The organism is Cutibacterium modestum (assembly GCF_008326345.1).
GTDB classification, from domain to species: Bacteria; Actinomycetota; Actinomycetes; order Propionibacteriales; family Propionibacteriaceae; genus Cutibacterium; species Cutibacterium modestum.
The window spans coordinates 47,986-66,965 of record NZ_BJEN01000002.1 but is presented as its reverse complement, the minus strand read 5'-3'; the positions used below and the strand labels follow the sequence as shown (position 1 = coordinate 66,965).

Below are 18,980 nucleotides of genomic sequence, written 5' to 3'. Positions count from 1 at the left end.
GTCGCCGGTAAGACGCAAGATCTGCGGGGTGAGACTAGTGACGCGCTCGGCAGTCATGACCCAAAAGTCGATGTCGCCGTGGTCGGCCTGCCACGAGGTGAAAGGGCGGTGGTAGTTGTCGACTTCTGCTCCCAGATTGAACCGTGATGCCGAGAGGTTGTCGTAGAAGATCCCAAAAGCACCGTTGGTTGTACGGGTCATGAGGAAGGGCACATGTTTGTATAGCGGGTCGGTGCTACCAGCGTCGTATCCCAGGGCGTCCAGGCACTTCATGTCGAAGATGCGTCCGGTGCGCTCCAGGTCGCCCGACTTCTCACCGAGACCGTAGTAACGGTCGTCGGAATTGCGGACCCTGTGGTGGGCGACTCGTCCGGTGCGAGTCGATCTCGTAAGCTCCGGTGGGACGATCCTCGCTGACGGTGACCCAGCCGTCAGCCTGGCGCTGCCAGGTCATCCGCAGCGGGCAGTCGCGGATGATGACCCGTAGCGAGTCCGTGCCAACGATAAAGGACTGCTCGTCTGGGTCTGGAGAGTCGATTGGCTTGTCAGCGTAGACCCTGGAAAATTCCGGGTGGCTGGCAATCCTATCGGCGCTGGCAGCGACGGTCGTCGTCACCTTCAGATCTTCGACGGGCGAGACATCGCGGGAATTGCCCTCCCAGGCCGGGGCAGAGGAGTGGTCAAGGAGGACATGGGGACCCAGTCCGGTCCGCGGGGTGACGTCGGGGCCGAGGCTGATACTCCAAGTGCGGTCGGGCTGGGGACCAGCCGCGTCGAAAATTCGCACGTGAGCGATGGAGCGCGTCACGAAATCGACGGAGGCACACCATCGATCGTCAATTTTGAACCGGATACCTGGCGAGGTCGTCGAGTGGCCGGTGATTCGCATGAGCGTGTCCATGATGTGCCTCCGTGGTTATGTCTCAGAAGATCTGCTCGGCCTGTGCTTCGTGACGGCGAGCCAACTTGTCGGCATTGGCGACCACCTTGTCGCGGGTGAGCGGGTAACCCAGCATGAGCAGGGCGGCGCCGAGGCAGCAGATTGTCGGGATGGCGGTCGCGAGGGTGTACAGGTGATTGACGACGGACTCCGACTGAGCGGCACCACCCTGGGAAGAGGACTGATAACCGATCATTGTCAGCATGACTCCTCCGATCCCACCGGCGATGGCTTGGGCAAGTTTGCGGGCGAAGGAGTTTACGCCGTAAATGACGCCGTCTTCACGCTCCCCGGACATGACTTCCTGGGCATCAATGACGTCGGTAATAAAAGCCCACACCATGAGGTTGAAAACACCGGCTCCTAGCGAGCCAAAGAAGAGGCCAACGAGGAAGATCCAGGGGCTGTGGGTGTGGATGATGAGCATCAGACCGTATATGGTGGCGCCGAAGAACAACGCTACTGTTGTCGACTCTTTCCGACCGAATTTCCGAACCATGGTCTGCGCGAACGGAGCCACTAAGATAACAGTTGTGAAGTTGAATACCAAGGCAATAGACATCGCTGTCTTGTTCTGGAAATAATCATTAAACAGGTAGGTTAGTGTGACGCCAGAAAGATTCTGGTTAATGACGACGACGATGTCGATAAAAACTAGCATGACGAGGGCTTTGTTGCGTGCCATTTCAGAGAACATCTTGCCCAGGGGGACGCGCTCTGTCTTGTCAATGCGAATACGTTCAACGGTCAGCGTCGTCAGGCCGATGTAGCAGCACAAACCGAGGATAGCGAAAATGGCCGCTCCCATGAAGAACCGATGTGGGTTGATCTGGTGGGAGTTGCTGCCGTACATGATGAGCGGCACGACATAGCTGACGATGGCGGCGCCCGACGCCGAGCCGATGCTCCGTGCGGTGGACAGCGAGGTCTTGTCATGCGGCATGCCTGAGATGGCTGATGCCATGGATCCATAGGGGATATTGACGAAGGAGTAGAAGATACCCCAGGCCAGATATGTGGCGAACGCGTAGATCACACGTGTCGTCATGGGAAGATGGCCGGCGGCCGGCAGGAAGAGAAGAATAGCAGAGGCAGCCAGTGGAAACTTCATGCGCATGACCCATGGGGTGAACCGTCCATGCGTGGTCATCTTTGAGTTGTCGATGAGGCGGCCGACTATGATGTCGACGAAGGCATCAACGAGACGGGCAGCCATAAACAATGCACCTACCATTGCTGCGGCAAGACCGAAAACATTGGTATAGAAGATCATGAGGAACGAATTCACCAAGTTGAAGGTGAAATTGTTGCCTACATCGCCGAGTGCGTAGCCAATCATGTCGCGAACGTCGAAATCGCGAGCATTCACCGCCTCAGCTTTCTGGCCTTTCGTTGTGATGGTCGACATTGACAACCCTCTATGCTATTCGGGCTGCGACGATCATCGTCACAGCATTGTGGACAGGCAACATCGCCTTGTCTAAAGATTCGCATCGGGATGTCAGGCATCGCGATGCTTTGCCACGGTTTGCACCCTGTGTATTACGGGCCTAAGCAAGGCTGGTTGGCGGTAGAATCAGACTATGGGGGCAGGCGAGGAGTCCACCGCACCGGTTACCATCAGCGACGTCGCGCGGGCTGCCGGTGTTGCTCCATCTACTGTCTCTCGGGCTTTTTCTCGTCCAGGGCGGGTGAGCGTCAAGACGTCAGAACGGATCTTTCAGGCTGCTCGACGGCTTGGATACCGTCAGGACGAGGTGATGAGAGTCTCGACGAGCAGGACTCATCAGCTTGTTGCAGTCTGCGTTGCTGACGCTATGAATCCAGTGTTTGGGGCCACCGTCAAGGGGATTTTCGCAGGGGCCCGTAAACGCGGTTATATGGTCGTCCTAATCGACTCCAATGAGTCCTCCGAGATCGAGTCCGAGACCACCAAACGATCCCTGGCTACCGTCGATGGTTTCATTTTTGTCGGTTCGCGCATGTCGGACGCCGGTTTGCGACACCTGGCCGGGATAAAGCCGGTGATTACTGTTAATCGCAAGGTTTTAGGAGTGTCGTCGGTGACACCAGCAGCCGAGGAAGGGCTCGGAGACGCTCTCACCCACTTAATTGGCGAAGGACGGTCCACAGTGACGTATCTCGCCGGGCCGGTGGCGTCTTGGCAATCGGGGGTGAGATGGCGCAGTTTGCTTGACCGGGCTCGTCGCGACGGCAAGGTCACAGTGCATCAGCTTGCCTGCCCGACACCCACGATCAGGGGTGGCATAGAGGCGTTCGATATGTGGAAGGCTCATCCGACTAGTGCCGTCATCGCTTACAACGACCTCATTGCGATCGGATTCATGCGTCGAGCTATGGCCTGTGGCCTTAAGATTCCTAACAACGTTGCCGTCGTTGGATTCGATGACATCCCGTTCTCTGCCCTGGTCTCGCCGACGTTGTCGACGGTTCGCGTCAATCAGTTCCAGATGGGGGTTGTGGCCGTCAACCGGCTACTCGACATGGTTGAGAAGCCGAGTCATTATGAGCACCAGTCACCCAGCGAGGATGTCGTCCCGGTGTCATTTGTGGTGCGTGAATCTGGATAGCTAAGTAGGGCAAGTGACGGCAACTTGTTTCGGTAAAACTTAGGACGGGGCACAGTCGATGTCATGTCGACGCCGACTCTCACCCTCTGCGAAGATCGTCTGCTGCCTCGCGAGCCTTCCACCTTGGCCGCCGCGCGCGAAATTTACCGGGCTACGAGGGGCCTGCCCATTATTTCTCCCCACGGACACGTTCCGGTGTCATGGATCGCCGATGACATGGCCTTCTCTGACCCGACGAGCCTCCTTATCACTCCTGACCACTATGTAAATCGCCTGCTGCATGCCAATGGTGTTGATCTCGAGGACCTGGGGGTCGGACGCGAGGCCATGGGCGAGACAGACAACCGAAAGGCCTTTCGGATTCTGTGTGAGCACTGGCGTGATTTTGCCGGCACGGCAATGCGCTACTGGCTGGTCGACCAGCTTGTCGGCATTTTTGGCGTTACTGAACGTCCTAGCCCTGAGAACGCTGATCGCATCTACGACACCGTCGCTGAGAGGATTTCCCAGCCGGACTTTCGGCCTCGCGCTCTCATGGACTTCTTCGACATCGCCTTCATCGCGACGACCGATGACCCCTGCGACGATCTTGATGGGCACGCTCGACTGGTCGACGACGAGACGTTCACCCGGCGCGTTGCCCCCACCTTCCGCCCGGATAGGTACTTGGAGCCGGCTACCGAAGGCTGGACGGGTTTGCTTGCGAAGCTGTCTGAGGCTAGTGGTTGCGAGGCGATGACGCTGGATGGGTTTACCGAGGCGATGGAGAACCGCCGCGTCTATTTTAAGCAACATGGCGCGGTTTCCAGCGACCACAGCCATCGCGACTTGGGCACCATCATCCTCGACCATGATCGTGCGGCGTCGATTTTTGACGCCTCGGTGGCAGGTCGGGCCACTGTCGAGGAGATGACCCTCCTTCGTCGGCATCTCTTCACCGATCAGGCGAGGATGGCCAGCGAGGACGGCTTGACGATGACCGTCCATCCAGCGGTATACCGCAACCACGACACTGCCGCGTTCCATCGATTTGGCGCCGATATTGGTTCCGACGTTCCGGTGACGCTGGAAGTTGTCGACTCCCTCCACCCCTTGCTCGACAAATTTGGCAACACGGACCTCAAGCTGGTCGTTTTCACGATCGATGAGACCCTTTACTCGCGCGAAATCGCTCCCTTGGGCGGGTGGTATCGCAGCCTCTATATCGGTGTGCCGTGGTGGTTTATTGACGCACCCGAGTCGGTGATGAGATTCAAGCACGCCGTTACTGAGATGGCCGGGTTCAGCAAGGTAAGCGGCATGATTGACGACACCCGGGCTTTCTGCTCAATTCCGGCACGTCACGATATGAGTCGGCGTCTTGATGCCGCCCACCTCGCCGAGCTGGTGGTTTTGGGCAGGCTTGATCTAGATGAGGCGGTCGAGATCGCCCACCGGCTTGTTGTAGAGCAGCCCACCCAGGTGTTTGATCTGTGATGATCCGGAAGGACGACATGAAACTTGATCTCGACGCACTAGGCGGCTGCGCGTTGGCGGACGCCGGGATATCCTTGCCGACCTTCGACATTGACGAGATGCGTAGTCAGGCCCATGATCGGCCGCGATGGATGCATATCGGACCAGGGAATCTGTTCCGTGTCCATATCGCTCGGCTGGCCCAGGACATCATGAACTCCGGGGCTGAACAGTGCGGCATTGCCGCTATCGCGCCCCGCAATCCGCTACGCCTCGATCGCGGCCTCGGAGGCCACGACCTGCTGACCCTTGGTGTGACCTCTCATGCCGATGGTCACACTGACTTCGGGGTTATAGCGTCGATCAGCGAGGGGTTGGCATACCACCGTGCTGACGATTTTCATCGCATCATCGAGATTGCCTGCGCCGAGTCTCTGCAGCTGATTACTCTGACGATCACTGAGAAGGGGTACCAGCTCAACGGATCTGACGGTTCGTTCCAGGATGCCGTTGTCGAGGATCTCGGTTGCGATCCCATGACCGACCCCATGTCGTCGACAATGGCCCTGGTTGCTGCCCTGCTCGTACGACGCTTCCACGCTGGGGCGACGCCGGTGGCCCTCGTTTCTTGTGACAATTTTTCCCACAACGGTGACAAGTTGCGCTCTTCAGTGCTGACGATCACCGCAGAATGGGAGAAACGAGGCACCATCGGCCACGAGGTCGTCGAGTGGATCACGGAAAAGGTCGCCTTTCCGATCTCGGTCATCGACAAGATCACCCCGGTCCCCTCGCAGAAGGTTGCTGACCAGTTGGCCTCGATGGGATTCGACGACATGACCATCGACCCCGACGCTGAAGTGGCGGGATACGCCAACACCGAACCGACCGAGTACCTCGTTATCGAAGATCGCTTCCCGAATGGGCGTCCGGAATTAGAGAAGGCCGGAGTCTGTTTTACAGACCGTGAGACCTGCGACCGGTTTGAGCGGATGAAGGTGACGACCTGCCTCAACCCGCTCCACACTGCTCTGGCAGTTACCGGGGTATTATTGCGCAAACCCACTATTGACGAGGCCATGAGGGACCCAAATTTAGCAGGGTTGGTGCACCGATTAGGGTGGCAAGAAGGACTCCCTGTCGTCAGTAATCCGGGGATTGTAGACCCGAAAGAATTCCTGCGTGAGGTCGAGGAGGAGCGTTTTCCAAACCCATTCCTCGGCGATACTCCTAGTCGTATTGCTACTGACACGTCGCAGAAGATTCCGATCCGCTTCGGAGAGACTATTAAGTCGTATCTTGCCGATGATTCCTTCGATGTCGCATCACTGCGGGCGATTCCCTTCGTTTTCGCCGCTTGGTGCCGGTATCTCATGGGCATTGCTGATGATGGTGAGCCAGTCGAGCTGTCCCCTGATCCGCTGCTTGCTGACCTGAAGTCCGTTGTATCAGAGGTCCGCTTTGGCGACGATGATCCAAAGGTTATCGCCGCCATTCTTAGTCGCGCCGATATTTTTGGAGTGGATTTGACGAAGACGTCGTTAGCTGAAGTCGTGGAACGATTCTTTATCCGCTTGACGGCCGGCCCTGGCGCCGTGAGGTCGGTTCTGAACAAGGAGTTTGCGCATTCATGAAGATGACGTTTCGATGGTACGGTCCGGAAACTGATCCCATCACATTGGAGAACATCCGTCAGATTCCCGGAACCAGTGGAATCATGGGTGCAATGGACTGGATACCGGTAGGCCAGGTGTGGTCTGATGAGGAGATTTCTTCCTATGTCAAGAAAGTCAATGATGCTGGCCTGGAATGCGAAGTCATCGAGTCGGTGAACGTCCACGAGGACATCAAGCTCGGTAAACCGTCCCGCGACACTTACATTACGAACTATTGTAAAACATTGGAGACTCTTGCTTCCCATGGAATTAAAGTCGTTGTCTACAATTTCATGCCGGTCTTTGACTGGTTGCGTACCGAGCTTTTCCACCGTAACGAGGACGACTCTACCTGCCTTTACTATGACCACGAGGAATTAGAGGGCCTAACTCCGCAAGACATCGTCAAGACCACCCTGAACTCGTCGGCGTTCCCGCTTCCGGGGTGGGAACCTGAGCGACTTGCCGACCTCGACGAGGTCATGGCTCAGTACACAGACATGACGCCGGACCAGCTACGCGACAACTATCGCTACTTCCTTGAAGGCGTTGTCCCGACCTGTGAGAAGATCGGTATTCGCATGGCCGTCCATCCTGATGACCCAGCGTGGGATATTTTCGGGATTCCTCGTATCGTGCACAGTGATTCTGACCTTCAGAAGGTTGTGGATCTGGTAGATTCTCCCGCGAACTCCCTGTGCGTGTGTGCTGGATCCTTGGGATCTAATCCCGACAATAATGTTCCCGTCATTTTCACAAAGTACGGCAATATGGGACGAGTTGCCGCGGCTCATGTCCGAAATGTGAAGTTTTTGGGGCACAAGAAGTTCAAGGAATCCGCGCATCTTTCTAGCGACGGATCCCTGGACATGTATGGCATCATGAAGGCTATCCACGATCATTGCCCAAACGTTTACATCCGACCGGATCACGGCCGGATGATTTGGGGCGAGATGGGTCGTCCGGGTTACCCGTTGTACGACCGAGCTCTGGGTATCACCTACCTTAATGGCTTGTGGGAGGCTATCGACAAGGCGTCCACTGCGCTGAGCAGATCACACAGACAAGCGGGTCTGTCCTTGCCAGACCCGTGGCAGGGAGGCCGTTGACGCGGTATCCTTGCCGCTGGTGTCGAAAAATCCCGGCTGAGGAACGATCCAGGCGCCTCAGTGAAGTGACCTGAGGTGGGGCGGGATTTTTCGACCGAGTAATGCGAAGGGCATGGTGGAAAGACGTAGCGGGTGAGATAGCGGAAGCGGAAAGCCCGGTGGACACCAAGAGGGGTAGAGGGATTGGGTCAGTGGGGTCGTCGAGTGCACTTTTACCCTGATGTCATAATCAGCTGGGCGAGCGATGAGGCACGGTAGTGCCCCAGCCTCCACCCGCTCGGCAAAAATGTCACGCGGTGATGACCTGCGTTTTCCGGGGGGAGGGTCCGGGCCGAAGAGGTACTCGGGATGGCTTAGGTGCGCCAGGCCCTGGTTCCACCCCACCACCTCGGACCCGGCGACATTGCGATCGCTTCCGACGCCGTTCGGCCCTGAGGTTACGGCGCGTGGATTCTCGTCGCAGGAGCCGAAAAAGGTCGGTTGGCACAGTAGAAGCCCGTTGCACAGCTAGGATTCTTGCGAGTTCACGATGACGGGAGACGGTAGAGTCATGGCTGACGGAGCGACCACGACCTTCAAGAGTCAAGACGGCCCAAGAGCGCGTCAGCTTGCGATCGCCGAGGCTGTCGTCCGGGCAGGGTCGGTCAGTGTTGAGGACCTCGTCGAGGCTACGGGCGTCTCCGCTATGACGATTTATCGCGACTTGGCGTCTCTTGAGGCCAGCGGGGTGCTTCAGCGCCATCGCGGCCGAGTCGTTGCGGTTGCCAATGGTCTGCACGAGGCCGACGCCACCTTCCGCCTGGAGCAGAGCTCGACCGATAAACAAGCGGTAGCCGAGCTCGCTGGTGAACTCATCGCCCCGGGAAGTTCGATCATGCTCGATGACTCGACGTCGGGGGTGTGGTTGCTGCGATCTTTGGGAGACCACTCCCCGCTCACGATTGTCACGAATTCGTTGCTGGTGGCCGACGAGGTTATCTCCAGCGGATCGGACAAGCTTGTGGTGTCAGGCGGGGAATACCAGTCTTGGGCGAAGTCACTAATGGGCCCTGCCGCGGTCCGAATGATCCGCTCGATGCACGCCGATCTGTGCTTTCTGTCGGCCTCGGGGATTTTCGAGGCGGGGTGCTACCACCCTTACCAGGGGGTCGTTGAGGTGAAGCGGGCCATGCTCGAGTCCGCTGAGAAAAGGGTCCTCTTGTTAGATCACACCAAGTTTGGACGACGTGCACTGTTCAAGTTCGCAGATCTCACGGAGTTTGACCACGTTGTCGTTGATGCCCACATCCCCCGTGGAATCCTCGATCAGCTGCGTGATCTTGGGGTTCACCTCATGGTCGTCGGGGAGGATGCGAACGACTCCTGAGGGCTCCGGATCGTACGGGCATCGTTGTGATGAGGTTACTCACAGATGATGTGTGAATTCGGAGTCACACGCACACTCGTGGAACGGTACGACGCTGAGTTGCCTCCCTGCTTGCCTGCTCTCCCGTGCACTCGGGATCTACGTGTGGCGAAATCCACACCATAAACCCTTACTTTTCACATAAAAAGTGTTAATGTTCCCACTATGGGTCGTTGCTTCTCGCATTTGCGAATGAGACTCTCAACACAGGGCAACGAAGCATGGAGGGATCATGGGACTGAGAATTGTCGTCGCCGCAGACCCGGCGGCAGTGCAGTACAAGGACGTCATCAAGGCCGACCTCGAGTCTGATTCGCGAGTCGACGAGGTGATCGACGTCGGCGTTCAGGTTGGTGACGACACCTTGTACCCGCACATCGGCGTCAAGGGAGCCCACGTCATCAAGGACGGAAAGGCTGATCGAGGAATTTTCTTCTGCGGCACCGGGATGGGCATGGCCATCACGGCCAACAAGGTGCCCGGTATCCGCGCCTGCACCGCCCACGACTCCTTTTCTGTAGAGCGGCTCATTATGTCTAATGATGCTCACGTGCTGTGCCTCGGCCAGCGTGTCATCGGTTGTGAACTTGCTCGTCGTCTAGCCCACGAGTTCATCGGGTACACCTTCGACCCGAGTTCCCACTCCAAGGTCAATGTCGACCTCATTAACGCCTATGAATCAGGTACCGGAGAAACTACCCCTGGCAGCTGCTGATACCGATTGGCGCGGGTGCCGAAGCTCGCGCCATGCTCCAGCACGTTTGAGCCACCCCATCTCTGGGCTGGCGTCCAGAGATGCCCAGAAATACCGCACTCGTCGTTGCGTGTGGATCACCGATCGCGGGAACACCCCGCCCTCATAAAGGAACACTGATGTTCACCACCTCAATCGGAGTTTTCTTCTTTGGGCTCCTCGCTGCCATCGCCGGCGGCGCTGTCGGAGCCGCCATCGGCGGCAACTACGCCTTCGTTCTCACCGGTTTCTGCGTGCTGGCCTCCTGGGGAGTCTTTGCCGCGACCGGAAGCACCTTTGGCCTGGACTACTTGGCCTTCGGGCCCTTCATGGGCCCGCATATTGCCTTTGCTAGCGGCGTCGCGGCAGCCATCTATGCCCGTTACCGCGGTCGACTTGATGACGGCAAGGACGTCAACACCCCGCTAGCCGGTATTGGCCATCCCGACATTCTGATTGTCGGTGCCCTCTTCGGTATTTTTGGTTACCTGTGTCAGATCGGCGTCTCGAACATCCCGTGGTTCGGCAAGCATACCGACCCAGTCGCCCTGACGGTGCTGCTGTCCGGGCTGCTTGCCCGCCTCATCTTTGGTGGGGCACCTGGCAAGGGGCTGTTCCACGGTTCCCTACACAATCCGGAACGCTTTAACGACAACGCCACCAACTTCCCAGCCAAGATCAAGCCAGGCCCCAACGGGCGGTGGATGGAGTGGCAGGAGAAGCCCAGCCAGCTCCTGACGATCGGCTCCCTTTTCGGTATGTTCGCTGGCGGTGCCTCGCTGTTCCTGGCCGCTAATGTCGGAGCTTATCTGACCAAGCAGGGAGTTGGTAACAACCTGGCCGCCCTCAACGCCAACAGCTTCTGCTTCGGTGTATCGGCCGTCATCATTCTGTTCCTCATCACGAACCGCAATATGCCGGTTCAGCACCACGTGACGAACATTGCTGGTCTCGCCGCCGTGCAGTTTTTCCCGATTCTCATGGGTAAGGACATCTTCACCTACACCTGGACCTCCACCTCAACGTGGGACTCCCATACGTGGGCGATGGCCGCTCTGGCCCTCGTTGTCGCGGCGCTCTTTGGCATCTTTGCCGCCGGTCTTGGCGAGTTCTGCGCCCGGCTTTGGTACAACCGCGGCACCAGCCACATTGACCCGCCTGCTGCTGCGATCTGGTTGAGCAACACGGTGGTCGTCAGCTTGGCTTCCCTGATCGCGTGATCTAGTTGAAGGAAGGTAGCAACCATGCATGACGTCATCGACGTACCAACTGAATTCGCAAGGGCCTATGTCTTTGACATGGACGGCACCATTTACCTCGGTGAGCACCTGCTGCCGGGTGCTCGTCGGATGGTCGAGGAGCTGCGTCGTCGCGAGATCCCGGTGAGGTTTCTGTCGAACAATCCGACGAAGAATCCGAGTCAGTACGTCGAGAAGCTTACGAAGTTGGGTCTGCCGACCGCTACCGAGGACATCTCCAACACCGTCGTGACGACGACGCGCTGGTTGGTGAATAACCATCCTGACGCCAAAGTTTTCGCGATCGCCGAGGAGCCCCTCAAGCGGAGTCTGCAAGAGGCTGGAATCGAACTGTGTGAGGACCCCGAGAAGATTGACATCGTCATCGCTTCGTATGACCGCGCATTCGACTACCGCAAGCTGCAGATCGCCTTTGACGCCATCTGGTACTACCAGCGCGCCTTCCTCATTCAGACCAATCCGGACCGGTTCTGCCCCTTCCCAGGCGGTCGTGGCGAGCCCGACTGCGCTGCCATCACTGCAGCTATCGAGGCATGCACCGGGAAACAGTGCAAGGTTAGCTTGGGTAAACCTTCCCCGGTGATGCTCACGGAGGCACTGTCCGGCCTCGACGTTGACCCGGCAGACTGCGTCATGGTCGGTGACCGGCTCCAGACCGACATCCAGATGGCTCTCGACACCGGTATGAAGTCGGCCTGTGTGCTGACCGGCGAGGCCACTGCCGACGATGTCGCAGCCCTTGATGCAGAGCACCGTCCCACCTGGACTTTGGACCGCATCGACCGGTTAATCCCAGCTTCGGTATGGCAAGAACTCGGTTGGGCCGAAAACAACGACTGATAAGACGAGTGAGCTGCGCGCACCGCTGCCGCAGGACTCAAGATATATTTACAGGAGACAACGATGTTGAACAATGGCCCCTACCTCTTGGGCATCGATTATGGCACCGAGTCGTGCCGAGTCGCGATCTTCGACCTTGAGGGGCGTCCGCTTACCTTCGCGGCAACCCCGTACAAGACCACCCATCCTCATCCCGGCTGGGCCGAGCAAGATCCCGAAGAGTGGTGGAAGGCACTGCAGGCATCCTGCCACCGCGCCATTGCGGCCGCTGGAATTTCCCCGGCAGCTATCGCTGGTATCTCGTATGACGCTACGACGCTCACCATGGTTGCCATGGACGAGCGCGGCAACGAGCTGCGTCCAGCCATCATGTGGATGGATGTCCGCCCCACTGAACAGGCGGCCCGCGCTGAGGGATCCGACTCGGTTGCTCGCCTCTACAACGGTGCCGGCACTTCTCCGGCCACTGCCGAGTGGTACCCCTTTAAAGCGGCATGGCTGCGCGAGCATGAGCCGGAGACCTACCGCAAGGCTGCTCACCTCGTCGACGCTCCGGACTGGGTGACCTACAAGCTCACCGGCGAGTGGACGACCAACATCAACTCGGCGGCTATCCGGATGTACTACAACCGTGATAAAGGCGGTTGGCCGGAGGACTTCTACCAGACCATCGGCTGCGGTGACGTCTTCGACAAAATCCCCGAACGGGTTCTCGATCTCGGCACTCCGGTTGGTATCCTTGGCACGATCCCGGCCCAGTTGCTGGGTTTGCGTCCGGGAATCCCGGTTGCGCAGGGGCTGGGAGACGCCTGGGCCGGGCAAATTGGCCTGGGGTCCTCGGACCCGGGTCGATGGCCCTTATTACCGGTTCCTCTCACGTCCTCACTGGCCAGTCGACCACCGAGATCCACGGCCAGGGTTTCTTCGGTGCCTATACCGACGCCGTCATGCCCGGCCAATATACGGTCGAGGGGTCGGGGGTGTCGACCGGTTCGGTGCTCAAGTGGTTTAAGGACAACTTCGCCGTTGACGTTACCAGCGCTGCCGAGAGAGTCGGGCTCAACCCCTACGACGTTCTCAACGAGCAGTCCAAGAACATCCGCCCCGGATCCGACGGGCTCATTATCAACGAGTACTTTCAGGGTAACCGCACCCCGTACACCGACTCGAAGGCCCGCGGCATCATCTGGGGTCTGTCCCTCATGCATACTCCGGCGCACTTCTACCACGCTATTCAGGAGTCAGTCTGCTATGGCACGGCCCACAACCTGCGCGCCATGAACGCTGCTGGATTCGAAGTTGACCGCATGGTCGCCTGTGGGGGCGCCACCAAGAGCCGCGACTGGATGCAGATGCACGCCGATGTAACTGGTGTGCCGATCGCCCTCACCGAGGTTGGAGATGCTGTGGTGCTCGGAACGTGCATGGTGGCCGCTGTCGGCGCTGGCCTGTTCAAGGATCTCCCCGAGGCTGCCGCACAGATGGTCCATGAGATCGACCTCATCGAGCCGGACCAGGAGCGTCACGAGGAATACCGATACTACGTAGACAAGTACTGCGACACATATCCACGCTTGCGCCCCATGATTCATGACATGGTCGATCACGAGGCCGCCAAAAACTGACGATCACACTGATCAGAGGAGAAGTAATGTCCGAATTGATTGATAAGGCGTTGGCTGATTGCGACGACACTGACGTCGTGATTATGGGTCACAATGTGCTCGGCGAGACCGGCCGCGTGTTCAAGAAGCTATTCGGTGACGCGAAGGCCATCATTATCGCCGATGAGAACACGTGGGCGGTCGCTGGTGAGCAGACCAAGGCGTCTTTCAAGGCTAACGGGGTCGAGACCGTCGAACCGATGATCTTCCCGGGACGCCCCACGGTCTACGCCTGCTACGAGAACATCGAGAAGATCCGTGACCACATCCGTGACCTCGACGGGGTGATCGCCTGTTCGATCGGTTCGGGCACCCTTAACGACATCACCAAACGAGCCAGCGACGAGCTAGGTCGGCGCTACATGAACGTGTGCACCGCTGCCTCGATGGATGGATACGCCGCCTTTGGCGCCTCCGTCACCGAGAACGACTTCAAGCACACCATGAGCTGCCGCGCCCCGCAGGCCCTCGTCGCTGACCTTCCGACGATGGCTGGTGCGCCCCAGCGATGCACCGCCACCGGTCTGGGAGACCTCATCGAAAAGGTCCCGGCCGGAGCCGACTGGATCATTGCTGACGAACTGGGCATCGAGCCGATTGACGGGGAGTCGTGGAGTCTCGCTCAGGACGCTCTGCCCACCGCCATCAGTGATCCAGAGGGTTTGGCCAACGGTAACCCGGAGTCCTTCGTTGGCCTCGTTGAGGGCTTAGTGTTGTCGGGCTTGGCGATGCAGAAGTACCGCATGTCCTCGCGTCCGGCCTCAGGTGCGGGCCACCAGTTCTCCCATCTGTGGGAGATGGAACACCTCGGCATGAATCAAGACCCGCCGTTGACCCACGGGTTCAAGGTGGGCCTCGGCACGATCTCGGTGCTGGCGCTGTGGGAGAAGGTGTTGGAACACGACTTCGCCACCCTGGACGTCGATGCCGCTGTTGCCGAGTGGCCGTCAGCTGAGGAGATGGAAGCTAAGGTTCGCGCCAACTTCACCGGGGATATGCTTGAGCCAGCCGTCAAGCAGACCATGGATAAGTATCTTGACGCGGACGCCCTGCGTGAACGCCTGGAGCTTGTGAAGTCGAAGTGGCCGACCATCCAAGAACGCTGTCGTGCCCAAGTGATGCCCGCGACCCGCGTCGAGGACATCATTAAGGCTGTGGGGGGTATTTACCACCCGGCCCAGATCGGTCTGACTCGGGAGCGCTTCCACGACACCTATTACCGGTGTCAGATGATCAGGTCGCGTTACACCCTACTCGACCTCTTGATTGAGACCGGGACCATCAGCGATTTCGTTGAGCCGCTATTCGAATCTGACGGATTTTGGGGGCAGCGTCCCTGGCCGCAGGACTGATACCAGGACTATGCCGGGTAGGGACGGTCACTCGTCCCGGTCCCACTCGGCCTCCTCGTGAGGAGGGCACTATGAACAACAGCTATTTGATGGGACTGGATTTCGGTACGTTGTCCGGACGCGCTGTCATTGTGCGGGCCAGCGATGGTGCCGAGATGGGGACTGCCGTGCATGAGTACCCCCACGGGGTCATGGACCGCACCCTGAGTGCTGCCGACGGCCGTAAATTGCCGCCAGACTTCGCTCTCCAGGACCCCGCTGATTATTTGGGAACTCTTGAGGTGATCGTCCACAAGGCCGTGGAGGACGCCGGGGTCGATCCCGGCCGGGGTTTGGACGTCACTTCTGCCACCGTCGTCGCTGCGACGAGGAATGGCACCCCACTCTGCCAACTTCCCGAATTCCGGAACGAACCCCATGCTTGGGTCAAGCTTTGGAAACACCACGGCGCCCAGGACCAAGCTGACCGTATCGTCAAGCTGGCCCAGGAGCGTCGGGAACCATGGCTGGCACGGTATGGGGGAATCCTGTCTTCTGAGATGCTCATGCCCAAGGTATTGGAGACCTTGGAACGGGCCCCGCAGGTGTACCGGGCCACTGATGTGTTCTGTAACGCATTGGACTGGCTGACGTGGAGGCTGACCGGGGTACTGACGTTCTCCGCGGGCGATTCGGGGTACAAACGCATGTACCAGGACGGGAAGTATCCGTCCCGCGACTACTTGATGAACCTAAACCGGGAGTTCGCCGACGTTTTCGCCGAGAAGATGAACGCTCCAGTGCTTTCTCTAGGAGCCCGGGTCGGTGGCCTGACCCCGGAGTTCGCCGAGCGTCTGGGATTGCCTGCCGGGATCGCGGTGGCCAGCGGCAACATCGATGCCCACGTTACCGCGGCGGCCGTGCAGGCAGTGGAGAACGGTCAGATGACCGCGATCATGGGTACTTCGGCTTGCTACGTCGTCCCCGGGCCTCAGCTCAAAGAGGTTCCCGGAATGTTTGGTGTCGTTGACGGGGGGATCGTGAACGGCTCGTGGGGATTCGAGGCCGGACAGACGGCGGTGGGCGACATCTTTGCGTGGTTCATCGATAACTGCGTTCCGGGCTCGTATTTCGGTGAGGCCGAGCGCAGGGGCATCAGCATCCACGATCTGCTCACCGAGAAATGTGCGGGACAGGAGGTTGGTGCTCACGGCCTCATTGCTCTGGATTGGCACAACGGCAACCGGTCGGTGCTCGCGGACGCGAATTTGTCGGGAATTATCTTGGGTCAGACTCTTACCACTACCCCCGAGGACCAGTATCGCGCCCTGCTGGAGGCGACGGCTTTCGGGGCGCGCACCATCATCGAGTCGTTCCGGAAGTCCAATGTTGAGATCAACGAGTTGGTGATGGCTGGGGGACTGACGAGGAACACCTTCTTTATGCAGCTGTTCTGTGACATCTGCCGGGTTCCTTTGAGCGTCGGGACTGTCAAGCAACCAGGCTCGCACGGATCCGCGGTGTTTGCGGCCGTCGCCGCCGGCCTGTACCCCGACGTTAAGGCTGCCTCTGCTGCGATGGGGGCGAAGGAAGAGGGGATTTACCAGGTCAATGAGGAGCGGGCCGCGCAATACGACACCTTGTACGCCGAATACGCTCGACTCCACGATTACTTCGGCCGTGGCGGTAATCAGGTGATGCACCGCCTCAAGGAGATTCGACGGCAGGCCCTTTTGCGGGCACGGGAGTCGACGAGTGCGGTGAATGGCGGCAGCGGTGCACACTTGTGACAACAGTAACGGCACAAGTGCATGGCCACCGAGGTGTGAATAAGGTTGTTGTGATGATCTGCCCCCACCCATCGCCGTGACGAGCGAAAACACATCACACAGATCAGGCCTATAAGCCAAGACGAGAGGAATATCGTGGCAACCGAACTGACGTGGACCGACACCGACAAGCTCGCTGTCGACACTGCTCGAGTGCTGGCGGCCGATGCCGTTGAAAAGACCGGTAACGGCCACCCGGGCACCGCTATTTCCCTAGCCCCGCTGGGCTACCTGCTTTACCACAAGGTCATGTCCATCGATCCGGCTGACCCGAACTGGCTTGGACGCGATCGCTTCATCATGTCGGCAGGACATTCCTCGCTGACCCAATACACCCAGCTGTACCTGGCCGGGCTAGGGCTCGAGCTATCCGACCTGGAGTCCTTACGTACATGGGGGTCCCTGACCCCTGGACACCCCGAATACGGCTTGACGAAGTTCGTCGAAACCACCACTGGCCCGCTCGGCGCTGGTGTCGCTAATGCTGTCGGTATGGCTATGGCAGCTCGTCGTGAGCGCGGTCTACTCGACCCTGACGCTGCTCCCGGTACGAGCCCCTTCGACCACTACATCTACACCATTGTCGGTGACGGGTGCATGCAGGAAGGTATTGCCTCGGAGGCTTCGTCTTTGGCGGGGACCCAGGAGCTGGGCAACCTCATCATGTTCTACGACGACAATCGGATCACCATTGAAGGTGACACCGCTATCGCCTTCTCGGAGGACGTCGAGGCCCGCTACGAGGCCTACGGTTGGCATGTCCAGCACGTTGACTTCACCAATGGCGGCACTACCTACGAAGAGAATGTTGTGGCTCTGATGGAGGCTATCGACAACGCCAAGGCCGTCACCGACAAGCCGTCCTTCATCCGTCTCACCACCGTCATCGGTTGGCCGATTCCGGTGCTCGCCGGTCTGGCTCAGGTTCACGGTGCGAAGATTGGCACCGAGGGGGTCAGTGCCCTGAAGGAGAAGCTCGGTTTTGAGGACAAGCCCTTCGCCATCGACCTTGAGATGGTGCAGAAGGTTCGCGCCGCTTTCACCGAGCGCAGCAAGGGTCTGCGCGAGGCTTGGGACGAAAAGTTTGCCGCCTGGCACAATGCCAACCCCAACGGTGCCGCTCTGCTCGAGCGGATGCTTGCCCACAAATTGCCTGAGGACCTCGACATTCCCACCTTTGAGCCCGGCAAGATGAGCACCCGCAAAGCGTCGGGAGCTGTCCTTAGCGCACTGGGCCCGCAGCTTCCCGAGCTGTGGGGTGGATCGGCCGACCTCGCCGGATCAAATAACACGACTATGAAGGGGGCCGACTCCTTCCTGCCCGAGGATCGTTGCTCCGAGAAGGATCCAGGTGGTCCGTACGGACGTACCATCCACTTCGGTGTTCGCGAGCACGCCATGGGTGGCATCCTCAACGGCATTACCCTGTCTGGCCTGACCCGCTGTTACGGCGGAACCTTCTTTGTCTTCTCCGACTACATGCGTCCGTCGGTACGTCTTGCGGCTCTGATGAAGGTCCCATCGATCTTTGTGTGGACCCACGACTCCATCGGTGTCGGTGAAGATGGACCCACCCACCAGCCGATCGAGCACCTGGCCTCTTACCGAGCCATCCCGGGCCTCGACATCGTGCGTCCCGCTGATGCCAACGAGACCGCGGTGGCATGGCGCACCATTCTGGAGCATACCGACCATCCCGCCGGCCTGGTGCTGTCGCGTCAGGGCCTGCCGACGATCGACCGCAGCGAGTACGCACCTGCCGAGGGTGTCGCCAAGGGTGCTTACGTAGTTTCCGAGGCCAGCGCCGATCCCAAGGTCATCCTCATCGGTACCGGGTCTGAGCTGTCGGTGGCCTTGGAAGCACGCAAGAAGCTCGAAGGCGAGGGGGTCCCGACTCGCGTCGTCTCGATGCCATGCCAGGAGTGGTTCGACGAGCAGGACGAGGAGTACCGCGAGTCGGTCTTGCCCAGCTCGGTGACTGCCCGGGTGAGTGTTGAGGCCGGTATAGCTTTGGGGTGGACGAAGTACGTCGGCTGCAAGGGCGCCTCGGTGTCTCTGGAGCACTTCGGCGCTTCGGCCGCCGGGTCGCTGTTGTTCGAGAAGTTCGGATTCACCGCAGACCACGTCGCAGAGGTCGCTCATACCGTGCTGTGATACGGAGTGGACCAT

13 protein-coding genes and 2 pseudogenes are annotated in these 18,980 nt (G+C 59.0%); 12 read left to right on the top strand and 3 right to left on the bottom strand.

Annotated elements, in window-relative coordinates; all coding sequences use genetic code 11:
- Positions 1 to 198 precede the first annotated feature (198 nt).
- The 3 genes and pseudogenes from F1563_RS14865 to F1563_RS04855 form a co-directional block, all read right to left on the bottom strand.
- Positions 199 to 408, bottom strand: a pseudogene (locus F1563_RS14865) (hypothetical protein); the annotation flags it as partial.
- Positions 314 to 901 (bottom strand): hypothetical protein, encoded by a 588-nt coding sequence (locus tag F1563_RS14745; RefSeq protein ID WP_002528380.1) that lies wholly within the window; start codon positions 899 to 901, stop codon positions 314 to 316. The pseudogene F1563_RS14865 and the gene F1563_RS14745, both read right to left, overlap by 95 nt.
- Before the next feature lie 22 nt (positions 902 to 923).
- Complete coding sequence (locus F1563_RS04855) at positions 924 to 2,348, bottom strand: MFS transporter (protein ID WP_002528379.1); 1,425 nt, start codon at positions 2,346 to 2,348, stop codon at positions 924 to 926.
- A 175-nt stretch (positions 2,349 to 2,523) separates the two neighbouring features.
- On the opposite strand from F1563_RS04855, the gene F1563_RS04850 reads away from it, so the two are divergent.
- The 12 genes and pseudogenes from F1563_RS04850 to tkt all read left to right on the top strand — a co-directional run bounded on the left by F1563_RS04850 (position 2,524) and on the right by tkt (position 18,965).
- Entirely contained in the window at positions 2,524 to 3,531 is a 1,008-nt protein-coding gene (locus F1563_RS04850; RefSeq protein WP_002528377.1) for a LacI family DNA-binding transcriptional regulator, read from the top strand.
- Between the two features lie 63 nt (positions 3,532 to 3,594).
- Positions 3,595 to 5,007 (top strand): glucuronate isomerase, encoded by a 1,413-nt coding sequence (gene uxaC, locus F1563_RS04845; RefSeq protein ID WP_002528376.1) that lies wholly within the window; start codon positions 3,595 to 3,597, stop codon positions 5,005 to 5,007.
- A 17-nt stretch (positions 5,008 to 5,024) separates the two neighbouring features.
- Positions 5,025 to 6,620: a mannitol dehydrogenase family protein gene (locus tag F1563_RS04840; protein WP_172623599.1), complete on the top strand. Its 1,596-nt coding sequence runs from the start codon at positions 5,025 to 5,027 to the stop codon at positions 6,618 to 6,620.
- Positions 6,617 to 7,750 carry a mannonate dehydratase gene (locus tag F1563_RS04835; RefSeq protein ID WP_002528374.1) on the top strand — a complete coding sequence of 378 codons (1,134 nt, stop codon included), beginning with the start codon at positions 6,617 to 6,619 and terminating at the stop codon, positions 7,748 to 7,750. Before F1563_RS04840 ends, F1563_RS04835 begins: the two co-directional genes overlap by 4 nt.
- A gap of 550 nt (positions 7,751 to 8,300) precedes the next feature.
- Positions 8,301 to 9,116: a DeoR/GlpR family DNA-binding transcription regulator gene (locus F1563_RS04830; protein ID WP_007434270.1), complete on the top strand. Its 816-nt coding sequence runs from the start codon at positions 8,301 to 8,303 to the stop codon at positions 9,114 to 9,116.
- A 271-nt stretch (positions 9,117 to 9,387) separates the two neighbouring features.
- Positions 9,388 to 9,870, top strand: a complete 483-nt coding sequence (locus F1563_RS04825) for an RpiB/LacA/LacB family sugar-phosphate isomerase (RefSeq protein ID WP_002528372.1) — start codon at positions 9,388 to 9,390, stop codon at positions 9,868 to 9,870.
- Positions 9,871 to 10,028: 158 nt separating this feature from the next.
- Positions 10,029 to 11,108 carry a DUF7973 family transport facilitator gene (locus tag F1563_RS04820; RefSeq protein WP_002528371.1) on the top strand — a complete coding sequence of 360 codons (1,080 nt, stop codon included), beginning with the start codon at positions 10,029 to 10,031 and terminating at the stop codon, positions 11,106 to 11,108.
- 24 nt (positions 11,109 to 11,132) lie between these two features.
- On the top strand, positions 11,133 to 11,987 hold the full coding sequence (locus F1563_RS04815; protein WP_002528370.1) for an HAD-IIA family hydrolase: 855 nt from the start codon (positions 11,133 to 11,135) through the stop codon (positions 11,985 to 11,987).
- A gap of 63 nt (positions 11,988 to 12,050) precedes the next feature.
- Positions 12,051 to 13,655 (top strand): annotated as a pseudogene (locus tag F1563_RS04810) (FGGY-family carbohydrate kinase).
- Positions 13,639 to 15,003 (top strand): sn-glycerol-1-phosphate dehydrogenase, encoded by a 1,365-nt coding sequence (locus F1563_RS04800; protein WP_002528367.1) that lies wholly within the window; start codon positions 13,639 to 13,641, stop codon positions 15,001 to 15,003. The pseudogene F1563_RS04810 and the gene F1563_RS04800 overlap by 17 nt, the downstream one beginning before the upstream one ends.
- 71 nt (positions 15,004 to 15,074) lie before the next feature.
- Positions 15,075 to 16,772 carry a ribulokinase gene (locus F1563_RS04795; protein ID WP_002546579.1) on the top strand — a complete coding sequence of 566 codons (1,698 nt, stop codon included), beginning with the start codon at positions 15,075 to 15,077 and terminating at the stop codon, positions 16,770 to 16,772.
- A 135-nt stretch (positions 16,773 to 16,907) separates the two neighbouring features.
- On the top strand, positions 16,908 to 18,965 hold the full coding sequence (tkt, locus tag F1563_RS04790; protein ID WP_002528365.1) for a transketolase: 2,058 nt from the start codon (positions 16,908 to 16,910) through the stop codon (positions 18,963 to 18,965).
- Positions 18,966 to 18,980: the final 15 nt, after the last annotated feature.